11 protein-coding genes are annotated in these 12,723 nt (G+C 59.9%); 4 read left to right on the forward strand and 7 right to left on the reverse strand.

The window, feature by feature from the left end:
* Positions 1-17: 17 nt before the first annotated feature.
* The 3 genes from ACM6JM_RS08720 to ACM6JM_RS08730 form a co-directional block, all read right to left on the reverse strand.
* The gene (locus ACM6JM_RS08720) at positions 18-224 is read right to left on the reverse strand and encodes a hypothetical protein (RefSeq protein ID WP_085667090.1); all 207 of its coding nucleotides are present in this window, start codon (positions 222-224) and stop codon (positions 18-20) included.
* A gap of 230 nt (positions 225-454) precedes the next feature.
* A complete protein-coding gene (locus ACM6JM_RS08725; RefSeq protein WP_103386139.1) occupies positions 455-2,206 on the reverse strand; it encodes a phosphoethanolamine transferase CptA in 1,752 nt (583 codons plus the stop codon).
* Between the two features lie 210 nt (positions 2,207-2,416).
* Entirely contained in the window at positions 2,417-2,599 is a 183-nt protein-coding gene (locus ACM6JM_RS08730) for a DUF6026 family protein (RefSeq protein ID WP_007957508.1), read from the reverse strand.
* Between the two features lie 273 nt (positions 2,600-2,872).
* Here ACM6JM_RS08730 and gnd point away from each other — a divergent pair, with 273 nt between their 5' ends.
* The 3 genes from gnd to ACM6JM_RS08745 are packed head-to-tail and all read left to right on the forward strand — an operon-like array spanning position 2,873 to position 6,179.
* Positions 2,873-3,853: a phosphogluconate dehydrogenase (NAD(+)-dependent, decarboxylating) gene (gene gnd, locus ACM6JM_RS08735; protein WP_074690945.1), complete on the forward strand. Its 981-nt coding sequence runs from the start codon at positions 2,873-2,875 to the stop codon at positions 3,851-3,853.
* A complete protein-coding gene (gene zwf, locus ACM6JM_RS08740) occupies positions 3,850-5,373 on the forward strand; it encodes a glucose-6-phosphate dehydrogenase (protein WP_074690946.1) in 1,524 nt (507 codons plus the stop codon). The genes gnd and zwf overlap by 4 nt, the downstream gene beginning before the upstream one ends.
* Positions 5,370-6,179, forward strand: coding sequence for an HAD family hydrolase (locus tag ACM6JM_RS08745; RefSeq protein WP_103386138.1), 810 nt, complete (start codon positions 5,370-5,372; stop codon positions 6,177-6,179). The genes zwf and ACM6JM_RS08745 overlap by 4 nt, the downstream gene beginning before the upstream one ends.
* Positions 6,180-6,224: 45 nt before the next feature.
* On the opposite strand, the gene nhaB is transcribed toward ACM6JM_RS08745, so the two are convergent.
* The 3 genes from nhaB to ACM6JM_RS08760 all read right to left on the reverse strand — a co-directional run bounded on the left by nhaB (position 6,225) and on the right by ACM6JM_RS08760 (position 9,643).
* Positions 6,225-7,727, reverse strand: a complete 1,503-nt coding sequence (gene nhaB, locus ACM6JM_RS08750; RefSeq protein WP_039768180.1) for a sodium/proton antiporter NhaB — start codon at positions 7,725-7,727, stop codon at positions 6,225-6,227.
* A gap of 74 nt (positions 7,728-7,801) precedes the next feature.
* Positions 7,802-9,091 (reverse strand): hypothetical protein, encoded by a 1,290-nt coding sequence (locus ACM6JM_RS08755; protein ID WP_103386137.1) that lies wholly within the window; start codon positions 9,089-9,091, stop codon positions 7,802-7,804.
* A 285-nt stretch (positions 9,092-9,376) separates the two neighbouring features.
* A complete protein-coding gene (locus tag ACM6JM_RS08760) occupies positions 9,377-9,643 on the reverse strand; it encodes a hypothetical protein (RefSeq protein WP_039768183.1) in 267 nt (88 codons plus the stop codon).
* A gap of 346 nt (positions 9,644-9,989) precedes the next feature.
* On the opposite strand from ACM6JM_RS08760, the gene ACM6JM_RS08765 reads away from it, so the two are divergent.
* Positions 9,990-11,315 carry a sigma-54 dependent transcriptional regulator gene (locus ACM6JM_RS08765; RefSeq protein ID WP_039768186.1) on the forward strand — a complete coding sequence of 442 codons (1,326 nt, stop codon included), beginning with the start codon at positions 9,990-9,992 and terminating at the stop codon, positions 11,313-11,315.
* An 80-nt stretch (positions 11,316-11,395) separates the two neighbouring features.
* On the opposite strand, the gene ACM6JM_RS08770 is transcribed toward ACM6JM_RS08765, so the two are convergent.
* Positions 11,396-12,700: a transporter gene (locus ACM6JM_RS08770; RefSeq protein ID WP_039768189.1), complete on the reverse strand. Its 1,305-nt coding sequence runs from the start codon at positions 12,698-12,700 to the stop codon at positions 11,396-11,398.
* Between the last annotated feature and the right edge of the window lie 23 nt (positions 12,701-12,723).

Below are 12,723 nucleotides of genomic sequence, written 5' to 3' on the forward strand. Positions count from 1 at the left end.
ATCGGTAAAGCGTTCGCTCAAGGGCGATAGGACTCGGTGACCTGGGCGGTCTGGTCGTCCGGAACCTTGAGTTCATTGGTCTTCGCCTCAGCCTGCGGGCTCTGTGCGGAATGAACCGGGAAGTTTGCCCAGTAATGTCTCATGCGCTCGGCGCCGCCTTCGGCGAATGCGCTGGCGGATGCCAGGGTGAGTAGACCGGCAAGGATTGCAGTCGTGGTTTTCATGGTGCCTCCTACGAAAAATGTCGGAGCCGTTCATCCATGAATCAGGGCCTCGAGGGGCAGTGTCCGTCGAGGGCATTAACAAGAGGTTAACGCTCGTTCAGTCTAGGTTTTACAGAGTATTTCCACGGCGTATCGGACGAACGCTGCACGCGTGAATGACGCGTGCAGGTTGCAAGGGAAGGGGCAGTACGATTGTAAATGTTGAAAAGGGCCGGTTGCGGCCCTTTCTATTACTCCTGCAGCACCACTTCCGTGGTGGTGGCCGCGGGCTTTTTCGGCTTCATCAGGCTGAAGTCGATCAGGGCCCGCTGTTCGCGTTCGTAAGGGTTGCCGATCAACAGCGGACGCGGCTTGAAGCTGTCGCTGACCAGACTTTTGGTGCGATCCAGCTCATCGAAACTCAAACCGGCCAGATCCGCCCAGGTGTGGATCAAGTGCGAGCTGCTGTACGGCCGGCTCAGGTCTCCGGCGAAGCTCCAGTCGTGGGTTTCACGCCATTTTGGCGACGCCCAGGCCATGAACGGAATGGTGTACATCGGCGCCGTCGGCTTGTTTTCGTTGCGACCCAGCGTGCTGTGGCCCACCGAGTCGAACACGTCTTCACCGTGATCGGAGAGGTAGAGCAGGAAGCCGTTCGGATCGGATTTGGCGTAATCCTTGATCAGGCTCGAGACCACGAAATCGTTGTACAGCACGGCATTGTCGTAGCTGTTGTAGGTCGGCACCTGATCGTCACGCACACCGGCCGGAACGCCGTTGCGATCCTGGAACTTGTCGAAGCTCGGCGGATAACGGTACTGGTAGCTCATGTGCGTACCGAGCAGATGCACGACGATCAGCTTGCGCGGTGCCGCATCGGCCAGGGCCTTGTTGAACGGCTCGATCACGTCGCCGTCGTACTGCGCGGCGTTCTGGTTGCGGTTGTTGTTCAGGTACACCTGCTCGTCGGCCTGTTCGGAGAACGTTGTGAGCATGGTGTTGCGCTTGGTCATGGTTTGCTGGTTGGTGATCCAGAAGGTCTTGTAGCCAGCCTGTTTCATCATGCTGACCAATGAAGGGGTGGACAGGTACAGATCCGGATTTTCTTCGTCGGCGAAGGTCAGTACCTGTTGAAGCGCCTCGATGGTGTACGGGCGCGGGGTGATGACGTTGTCGAAGATCGACAGCTGATCCTTGAGCTTGTCCAGTTCCGGTGTGGTTTTGCGCGGGTAACCGTAGAGGCTCATGCGCTGGCGGTTGGTGGATTCGCCGATCACCAGCACCAGGGTCGCCGGCTGATTGGCGCCTGAGTCCTTTAGGTTTTTCAGCGGCGGGATCTTGCTCGCGCTGTGCAGCATGCCCTGCATGTCGGCCAGGGTTTCCTGATAGCGGTGATAAGCCACGGCCATCTGCCACGGCACGGCCGGCTCGATACGGGTTTCGAATTTCTCGAAGCCTTGCTCGAAGCTGCCGGTGCGCATTGTCTGCTTGACCAGCGGATAACCGATCACGGCCACCAGAATCGCCATGGCGGCGACGAATGCCCGGCCACGGGGCAGGTACACCGGACGCAGGCGGGTCCACAGGAAATACGCGAACGCGGTGTGCGCGAGGAACGCCGGGACCATCCACCAGGCAAAGTACTGGGTCATGTACTCGCCAGCTTCGGACACGTTCGACTCGAACATGATGAAGATCACGCTCTGGGAGAATTCCTGCTGGTAGATGAAGAAATAACCCAGGCTGGCCATCGAGCAGGCCCACAGCACCACGCCGATCAGAGCGGCGAGCAGACGGGTGCGTTTGGGGAACAGCAGCATCGGCGCGAGCCACACGGCGCTCATCACGAAGGCCTGGCGGAACCCGGTGAACCCTGAGGTGCCCGTCAGCTGGATCAGCAGTTGGGTGATACCGGAGAAGTACCAGAAGAACACGAACAACCAGATGAAACCGGCCCAGTCGAAACCTGTCGCAGTCGTATTGCTGCGTTTGAACACCGCCATTCAGCACTCCAGCTCAGTCGTTACATCCACCACCGGGCGTTTCATGCAAAGGGCGCATGAGCCCGACGAACGGAGGCCATGCGCACAGACGCACGGCCAGAATGCGCGGGAGTATCAACAAGCGAATGTGAAAACTTTGTTAGTTGCCGAAAAGGGCAGGAGGTGCAGCATGTCGGGAACAGCAATGGCTGCTCCCGAAGCGGGCGGGGATCAGGCGTGGGGCGAGCGCTGTACGCGTGGCAAGGGCTGCGGCTCGGCGCCTTGGGTCAGCAGGCGCAATTGCGCGAGTTCCTGCTTGAGCTGGTCGCGTTCATCTTTCAACTGACGCAATTCATCACGACGGATGGTGACGTACAGGGTTTGTGGCGGCATTGCTGTGTGTACTGTGCCCATTGCTCACCTCGCAAATGGCGTGTCTCAACTGTAGTTCAGCCCCGAATTCGGTTGCTGACATACTATCGGCGCCGATTTTGATTTCTTTTGCTCGTGAATGGAACTTTTTTATTTTTCATGGTCGTTGTGTCTTCGGCACGTTTCCCGACGTTATCAGTCTGGATCGGGCACAATGCCCGGAAACTTCACACCGACGCTCTGGACTAAGCTCCATGATTCACGTTGGGCTATAACCTTTGACACACTTTTATTTGTAGTAAGGAGCATCAGCACATGCAACTCGGGATTATTGGACTGGGCCGCATGGGCGGCAATATTGCGCGACGTCTGATGCTCAACGGTCACACCACCGTTGTTTACGACCGCAATACCGCCTTTGTCGACACCCTGGCCGCCGAGGGCTCTACCGGCGTCGCCGATCTGCCTGCACTGGTCGCAGGCCTGGCCAAGCCGCGTGCAGTGTGGGTCATGCTGCCGGCCGGCGCACCGACTGAAGACACCATCGAAACCCTGAGCAATCTGCTCGAGGCGGGCGACACCATCATCGATGGCGGCAACACCAACTATAAGGACGACATCCGCCGGGCCAAAACCCTGGCCGAGAAGGGCCTGCACTACATCGACGTCGGCACCTCCGGCGGCGTCTGGGGCCTGGAGCGCGGCTACTGCATGATGATCGGCGGCGATGCCGAGACCGTTAAGCGTCTGGATCCGCTGTTCGCCGCTCTGGCGCCGGGCATGGGCGACATCCCGCGCACCAGGGACCGCAAGTCCGATGACCACCGCGCCGAGCACGGCTACATCCACGCCGGTCCCGCCGGTGCCGGTCACTTCGTGAAGATGATCCACAACGGGATCGAGTACGGGATGATGGCGGCCTTCGCCGAAGGCTTCGACATCCTCAAGACCAAGTCCAGCGAGTTTTTGCCGGAGGACCAGCGTTTCGACCTGAACGTGGCCGACATCGCCGAAGTCTGGCGTCGTGGCAGCGTGGTGTCGTCCTGGCTGCTCGACCTGACCGCCGATGCCCTGGCGGTCGACCCGAAACTCGACGGTTTCTCCGGCTCCGTGGCTGACAGCGGCGAAGGTCAGTGGACCATCGAAGCGGCCATGGAACAGAAGGTGCCGGTACCGGTGCTGTCCAACTCGCTGTTCTCGCGCTACCGCTCGCGCGGCCAGGGCACTTTCGGCGACAAGATTCTTTCGGCCCAGCGCTTCGGCTTCGGCGGCCATGTGGAGACTGCGAAGAAATGACCCATACGATCCGCAGGAAATCCAAGGCAGAACCCGCGCCACCGACCACGCTGTTTCTGTTCGGCGCCCACGGTGATCTGGTCAAGCGCCTGCTCATGCCGGCGCTGTACAACCTGAGTCGCGACGGCCTGCTGGATGATGGCCTGCGGATCGTTGGCGTTGACCATAACGCCATTACCGATGAAGCCTTCGCGCAAAAGCTTGAAGACTTCATCCGCACCGAGGTGGCAGCCAAGGTCGGCAAGGGCGATCAGATGCTTGATCCGGCCTTGTGGGCCAAACTCGCCAAAGGCATCAGCTACGTCCAGGGCGATTTCCTGGACGACAGCACTTATTCAGCCCTGGCGGCGAAAATCGCCGACAGCGGCACTGGCAATGCGGTGTTCTACCTGGCCACCGCGCCACGTTTCTTCAGCGAAGTGGTGCGCCGTCTCGGCAGCGCCGGATTGCTCGAAGAAACCCCGGAAGCCTTCAGAAGGGTGGTGATCGAAAAACCGTTCGGCTCCGACCTGCAAACCGCCGAGGCGTTGAACGCCTGCCTGCTCAAGGTCATGTCGGAAAAGCAGATCTACCGGATCGATCACTATCTGGGCAAGGAAACCGTGCAGAACATTCTGGTCAGCCGGTTCTCCAACAGCCTGTTTGAAGCGTTCTGGAACAACCACTACATCGATCACGTGCAGATCACCGCCGCCGAAACCGTCGGCGTCGAAACCCGTGGCAGTTTTTACGAACACACCGGCGCGCTGCGGGACATGGTGCCCAATCACCTGTTCCAGTTGCTGGCCATGGTGGCGATGGAGCCGCCGGCCGCGTTCGGCGCCGATGCGGTGCGGGGCGAAAAAGCCAAGGTAGTCGGCGCAATCCGCCCCTGGACCACCGAAGAGGCGCGGGAAAACTCGGTACGCGGCCAATACAGCGCCGGTGAAGTCGCTGGCAAACCGGTGTCCGGTTATCGCGATGAAAACAACGTCTCCCCCGACAGCACCACGGAAACCTACGTGGCGCTGAAAGTGATGATCGACAACTGGCGCTGGGTCGGCGTGCCGTTCTACCTGCGTACCGGCAAGCGCATGAGCGTGCGCGACACCGAGATCGTCATCTGCTTCAAACCGGCGCCGTATGCGCAGTTCCGCGATACCGAGGTCGACGAATTGCAACCGACCTACCTGCGTATCCAGATTCAGCCCAACGAAGGCATGTGGTTCGACCTGCTGGCCAAACGGCCGGGGCCGGCGCTGAACATGGCCAACATCGAGCTGGGTTTCGCCTACAAGGACTTCTTTGAAATGCAGCCGTCCACCGGCTACGAAACCCTGATCTACGACTGCCTGACCGGTGACCAGACGCTGTTCCAGCGCGCTGACAACATCGAGAACGGCTGGCGCGCGGTGCAGCCGTTCCTTGATGCCTGGCAACAGGACGCCAGTGTACAAACCTATGCCGCCGGCGAAGACGGGCCGAAAGCCGCCGATGATCTGCTGACTCGCGATGGTCGCGTCTGGCATGGTCTCGGATGAGCGAGCCGATCCGTTTTCTGTTGAGTGACATGGACGGCACGCTGTTGCTGCCCGATCACAGCCTGAGTCAGCGTACGATTGACGCGGTTCGTTCGCTGCGCGAAGCGGGCGTGGTGTTCAGTCTCGCCACGGGGCGGCCGCCCAAAGCCATGCTGCATCAAATCGAAGCCCTGGGCGTCGATCTGCCGACGGCTGCGTTCAACGGCGGCACGATCGTCAACCCGGATGGCAGCATTCTGGTCGCGCATTACCTGCCGGCCACGGCCGCGCTGACGGCGCTGGCGCTGTTTGCCGATCAGCCGGATGTCGAAATCTGGGTGTTCAGCGGTGGCGACTGGCTGCTCAAGGATCCGCACGGGCCGATGGTGCCGCGCGAGCAGCACGGGCTGGGTTATCCGCCGGTGGTGGTGGAGAGTTTCGAGCCGTATCTGGAGCGCATCGACAAGATCGTGGCCACCAGCAACAACACCGAACTGCTGATCGAGCTGGAGGCGCGTTTGCTGCCGAAGGTCGAGGGCCTCGCGCAGGTGTCGCGCTCGCAACCGGTGTACCTGGACGTGACGGCAGTCGAGGCGAACAAGGGCTCGGCGCTGGTCACGCTGGCTGAACACCTCGGTGTGCCGCTGGCGCAGACGGCGGCGATTGGCGATGGCGGCAATGATCCGGCGATGTTCCATGTTGCCGGTCTGTCGATCGCCATGGGCCAGGCAGAAGACGCGGTGAAGCGTCAGGCCGATGTGGTGACCGGGCCGAACACCGAGGATGGCGTGGCGCAAGCCATCGAGAAGTACATCTTGCCGCGCTGATTTACGTAAAAAAAAACGGGAGCCCCAGGGCTCCCGTTGTTGTTTCTACAGCCAGTAACTCACGGCGTACCAGCCCAGCAATCCCATCACCACGGTGTAAGGCAACGCCATCCACACCATCCGCCCGTACGACAACCGCACCAGCGGCGCAATCGCCGACGTCAGCAGGAACAGAAATGCCGCCTGACCATTGGGTGTCGCCACGCTCGGCAGGTTGGTGCCGGTGTTGATCGCAATCGCCAGCGTCTCGAAATGTTCGCGGCTCATGTGCCCGGACAGGAACGCCTGCTTCACTTCGGTGATGTAGATCGTGGCGACGAACACGTTGTCACTGATCGCCGACAGCAAGCCGTTGGCGATGAACAGCATCCCCGGTTGCTGCTCGGCCGGCAGTGCCAGCACCCACTGGATCAGCGGCGCGAACAGTTGCTGGTCGTGAATCACCGCCACCACGGCGAAAAACACTACCAGCAGCGCGGTGAACGGCATGGCGTCCTTGAATGCGCTGCCCAGACGGTGCTCGTCGGTGATGCCGGTGAAGGCGGTAATCAGCACGATCACCATCAGGCCGATCAAGCCGACTTCCGCAATATGGAACGCCAGCCCGGCAATCAGGATCAGCGCAGCGCAGCCTTGCACCAGCAGGGCGGCGCGTTGGCGTGGGGTGCGTTCGGCGTTGTCTTCGGCGGCGTAGTTGGCGAGCACGGCGCGTACGTTGTCCGGCAGCAACGTGCCGTAGCCGAACCAGCGCAGTTTCTCCAGCAACAGGCAGGTCACCAGTCCTGCGACCAGCACCGGCAGCGACACCGGCGCGACCTTCTGGAAAAACTCGGCGAAGTGCCAACCCATTTCGTGGCCGATCAACAGATTCTGCGGTTCACCGACCAACGTGCAGACGCCGCCCAGTGCGGTGCCGACAGCACCGTGCATCAACAGGCTGCGCAGGAAAGCGCGAAACTGTTCCAGATCCTCATGATGCAACTGGGGCAGATGCTGGTCATCGCTGAATTCGCTGTCCTGGCGCGGGTCGTTGCCAGAGGCCACCCGGTGATAAACCGAATAGAAGCCCACGGCGGCGCTGATGATCACTGCGGTCACGGTCAGTGCGTCGAGAAACGCCGAGAGAAACGCCGACAGAAAGCAGAACATCAAGGCCAGCAGCGCCTTCGAACGCACGCCCAGCAAAAGACGTGAGAACAGGAACAGCAGCAGGTCTTTCATGAAGTAGATGCCGGCGACCATGAACATCAGCAGCAGAATCACCGGGAAATTGTGCTGCAGCTCTTCGTACAGCGCCTGGGGCGTGGTCATCTTCAGCAGCAGCGCTTCGATCAACAGCAAGCCGCCGGGCATCAGCGGGTAGCACTTGAGCGCCATGGCCAGGGTGAAAATGAACTCGATCACCAGCAACCAGCCGGCGGCGACGGGACCTGCGGCCCACAGCACCAGCGCATTGAGCAGCAGAAACCCGACGATGCACGCCTTGTACCAGCGGGGTGAATGCCCGAGAAAGTTGTGCGCGAACGCCTGGGCCATCGAACCGGACATTGGTTGCTCCTTGTATTAAGAAGCGCGCAAGTTGCCGTAAGCGATGGGCAAGATCAAGTGCAGTTGGATTCGCATCAGTGATTCAGATACCGCGCCACCATTGCACGGTAGTTGCCATCCAGCGAATAGCCGCCCACCAGAATTCCTCCGTCAGGCTGTATCGCCACTGAAGTGGCGGTATCGAGGCTGCGCCCCAGTCGCGTGCGCAACCAGCCATTACCGGAACCGAAGCTTCGGTCAAGGCAGCCGTTGGCCAGATAGCGGGCGACAATAAAGTCGGCTTCAACGCCGCCGATGGTTGCGCCGACCGCGATGATGCGACCGTCCGGCATCGCCTGCGCTGCGCTCCACTGGCAGCCGCTGGGCCCGATCTCCAGCAGATGCGGTTGACCTCTGTTGCAGTGCAGATCGGGTCTGCCGTTGCCATGGACAGATTGCGCCATGCATCGGATCGGATCGCGGCTGCTGCCAAAACAATGCAAATGCTCCGCCGATTCGATGACCTGATTGACCAGTGCACTGTGCCCCTGGACTTTGAAGGCCATGAAGCCGTCTACCGCAAAACGTTCATCGAGCCTGCCGTCCGGCAGGTAGCGGGCGAGCAGACCTTCTTGAGGAAAGTCGATGGAGCCGGCCACCACGATTCTTCCGTCTCCTTGCAGCAGCACGCTGCCGAGCCAGGTATTGAGCAGCAAGTGGCGAACCATGACGAAACCGCGACCGTTGAAGGAGGGGTCGAGGCTGCCATCGGGTGTGAGGCGGATCAGCATGCCGACGTGATCGGCCAGCTCGAAGTGATGGTTGGCGATCAGCAGAATATGCCCGTCCGGTTGCACCGCAAAATCACAGGCTTCGGCGCCCGGAACGCCCGGCGGCAACCAGGCGTCGCGGGTGCCCATGGACAGGTCGCCGGGCAAGCGAACGATTTGTCGGCCGTTGTCGCCGAAGTCCGGGTCAGGCCGGCCTTGGGCGTCGAACAGAGCCAGGGCGGGAAGGGTGCAGTGTTCCGATTCATAGTGCAGGCCTGCCAGCAGAATCCGCCCGTCGGGCAAGAGCTGAACCTTGCTGCCCGTCGCTTCGAATCCGCTGGCGAACCGTCCGATCACGCTGCCTTGATTACCGAAGCCAAGGTCCGCCGATCCGTCCCCGAGCAATCGGGCCAGACCGAAGCAGTTGCCCTGAGCCGTGCCGACTTTGGCGGCGACCAGAATCCGGCCTTGCGCATCAAGTGCCACGCTCTGGGTCAGGCTGGACGTACTGCCGGCGAAGTAAACCTGCGCCACACCGTTACTGGAAAAGGTCTTGTCGAGTTGTCCGGCGTTTTTCGCTAGCGTCGGCAACGCGATGGCGGTCTGGGTTGACATGCATGCTTCTCCTTGCGAGTCGACCGATTTCCGGGAGGCGGAACGGGTAACTGCATGAGCGAGACATTCAATCCTTGAATACGCGCAAGTACAACTGACAGAACTAACAGGTGGAGAGTCGCACTGTGCCAGAACAGTGTCTTTTTGAACCAGTCGCAAGCCTGCCAAGTATTCAGGCGCGAAAGTATTGAGGAAAGTTGTACAAAAAGACTGAAGTTGGAAAAAGATTCGCAACTAAAAGAAGAGGGCGGATGACTTGAGCGTCATCCGCATTGCCCGCAACTATCAGTGTGGCATCGACCAGGACTGCAATGCATAGCCTTCTTCGCTCAGTTCGGCGCGGGCCTGCTGCAGCAGGTGTTCAAGTTGCGCCGGATCAGAGTAGGCACTGCTTGGGATCTGGGTACGACCGATGTGGGAGTTGGTGCGGTCGATCACGGTGAGGCAAAGTTCGCCATTGCCATCTTGTGGGGCCCAGGCGACGCATTGAAACGGTTCAAATGCGCGGTTGGCAATCAAAAGAGCTTCGTTGATACGGAGCGGGGCGGTCATGGGGTCTTCTCTCTTTAAGTGCCCAATCAAGTGATGTGCCGTCGGTTGGGCTTACCGTTCGGCGAGTTACTTGTACTGATGCACGCAACCCGTTGGCAGGTCACACCGGATTTGAAGAAATTTCGAATTTCTTTCATACCCTCAATATTCCGACCTGTTTTTGAAAGCCTGGCGAAAGAATCAAGTCGATAGCTAACTAATAAAGCGGTTTCTTATAACTGCTTCACTTGTACACCTATAAGCAATCGATACAAGGCCCCGTCAAATTCTTGCTAATGTAACAGTCAGGTTTGCCAAATGACTGTTTTTACGATCATTTCCTAAAATTTGGCGCCAAGGAACAGTCATGAACGAAGCGCCTGCTTTACGACGTTTACTGGTCGTCGACCCGTGCGACGACTGTCACCGATTGTTGCCGGGTTTGCGTGCCGTGGGTTGGGACGTCGACAGTTGCAGCCTGGAAAATGCCGCCGACCGAAGTTGCGATGTCGGCTTGCTGCGTTTACAGCCTTTCCACCTGGAACGTCCCGAAGCCGTCAAAGAACTGATCAGCCGCAGCGGCACCGAATGGATCGCCGTGTTGAATCAGGAAGTGCTGCGCTTGCAGAACGTCGGCGACTTCGTCTGCGAATGGTTTTTCGATTTCCATACCTTGCCGTTCGACGTCTCCCGGGTGCAGGTCACCCTCGGTCGTGCGTTCGGCATGGCGCGTCTGCGTGGCCAGGGCACGATTCACGTCGATCAGCCGGAGCACGAGCTGTTGGGCGACAGCAAACCGATCCGCGAGCTGCGCAAACTGCTGAGTAAACTGGCCCCCACCGAGTCGCCAGTGCTTATTCGCGGAGAAAGCGGGACCGGTAAAGAACTCGTCGCCCGGACCCTGCACCGGCAGTCGCAACGTCACAGCAAACCGTTTGTGGCGATCAACTGCGGGGCAATTCCCGAACATTTGATCCAGTCCGAGCTGTTCGGCCACGAGAAAGGCGCGTTTACCGGCGCCCATCAGCGCAAGGTCGGACGTATCGAAGCAGCCAACGGCGGCACCTTGTTTCTCGATGAAATCGGCGATCTGCCACTGGAACTGCAAGCCAATCTGTTGCGCTTTCTTCAGGAAAAACACATTGAACGGGTCGGCGGCAGTCAACCGATCCCGGTTGATGTGCGGGTGTTGGCAGCGACTCACGTCGACCTTGAGGCCGCCATCGAGAAGAAGCGCTTTCGTGAGGATTTGTACTACCGGCTCAATGTGCTGCAAGTAGTGACCGCGCCGTTACGCGAGCGCCACGGCGACCTGTCGATGCTGGCCAACCATTTTTCCCACTTCTACAGTCACGAAACCGGCCGTCGTCCGCGCAGCTTCAGTGAAGATGCGCTGATTGCCATGGGCAAGCACGACTGGCCGGGCAATGTCCGCGAACTGGCCAACCGCGTGCGTCGGGGGCTGGTGCTGGCCGAAGGACGGCAGATCGAGGCCCGTGACCTGGGGCTGATCAGCCAGCAGTCGATCGCGGCACCGATGGGCACCCTGGAAGACTACAAGACCCGCGCCGAACGCCAGGCGTTGTGCGATGTGTTGAACCGGCACAGCGACAATCTAAGTGTTGCCGCCAAAGTGCTGGGGGTTTCCCGACCTACTTTCTACCGTTTGCTGCACAAGCACCAGATCCGCTAGGGCGCGGTGCTTCCTGTCCAGGGAAGCTGAAAAGACCCGCTGCGACTTTCATCGCAGCGGGTCTTTTTATGGTATTGCGGTTAGAAGTAGTACGGGAATTTCAGGCTGAAGGAGAAGTCCGGGGCATCGTCCGTCATGCCGATGGACAGGTTGGGCACGATGGTCAGGTTGTCGGTGGCCGCGATGGTCATGCCGACGTTGAAGTAACCGGCGTTGGCGTCGCTGGACACCACCGATTCCCAATCCCCTCCATCCTGTTTCAGCTTGCTCTTGCGTTGCACCAGGTCGGATACGGAGAACGACATACTCATCTTCTCGTTCAGTGCGAAGGCAACACCCGCGCCAATCTGGAAGCTGTCGCCGATGCGTACCTTGCCCGGGTTTTTCTGGTTGACGGTCGAACTGATGTCGTCGAACGACTCCTCGAAGTTATGGGTGTAGGACAGGCTGCCGAACAGCACGGCCGGGTCAAACGTCTTGACCAGCGAGATGCCCGGGGTGATCGACCAGACGCCGTTGCCGGTGGGCAGGGTGTCAGGCACGAACAGGTTCGAGTTGGCATCGGTCTGGCGCAGCTTGATCCCGAACGGGTCCTTGCCGGTTGGCGCCTTGACCCGCAAGGAAACCACGGCGTCCGGGGTGTTGACCGACTCGTCCAGGAACTTGTACGCAATGCCGAAGTTGACGTCGCCGAGAGTCGGGTCGCGGCTGACGTCCTGTTCGGTGGTGACGTTGGAGGCGCCGCCGTTGCCGCCGCCGGACTGATAGGTCGATTCGCGGTAGACCACCGGCACGTTCAGATCGAACTGCCAGCGGTTGTCGAAGTTGTAGCGTCCCGTCAGGTCGAGGGTCCAGGTATCGGCCTTGATCCGGTCGAGGTTGATGTTGCCGAGAAAAATCGAGTCCAGGGCGAGGAAGCCGTTGAGGATCAGCTGGCGGGTGTCATAGCGTGAATAGGTCACGCCGGTTTCAAAGCTGAACTTGCCGCCGCCAAAGAAGCCGCTGGCTTCGTCGTACAGGTTGGACACACTCTGTGCCGGTTGTGAATCGTCGGCAAGCGACTGGCCATAGGATGCGCCACTGCCCCCGGCGGCGCCCCCCGACGCTGCTGCAGCCCCGGTGCCGGTGGCGACCCGGTTGCCTTTCATGTCCGAAGGCGATTTGGCCAAGCGTTTGGGGGGTGGAGAAGCGGGTTGCTCTTCGACCTGGCGGACTCGCTGTTCGAGCACCGCCAGGGCTTTCTGTTGTACTTCGTATCGTTGCTTAAGCTCCAGAAGTTCCTGTTTCAGGGCTTCTACATCGGCGTCGGGTGCAGCTTGCAACATTGCCGCGGGTAGAAGAGTACTCAAACATACAGCAGCACGCAGTGATACTGATCGATACATGAATAAGCCGTCCCTTTAAGCCC

Origin of the sequence: Pseudomonas sp. IT-P2 (assembly GCF_949767575.1) — a bacterium.
Classification (GTDB): domain Bacteria; phylum Pseudomonadota; class Gammaproteobacteria; order Pseudomonadales; family Pseudomonadaceae; genus Aquipseudomonas; species Aquipseudomonas pharyngis.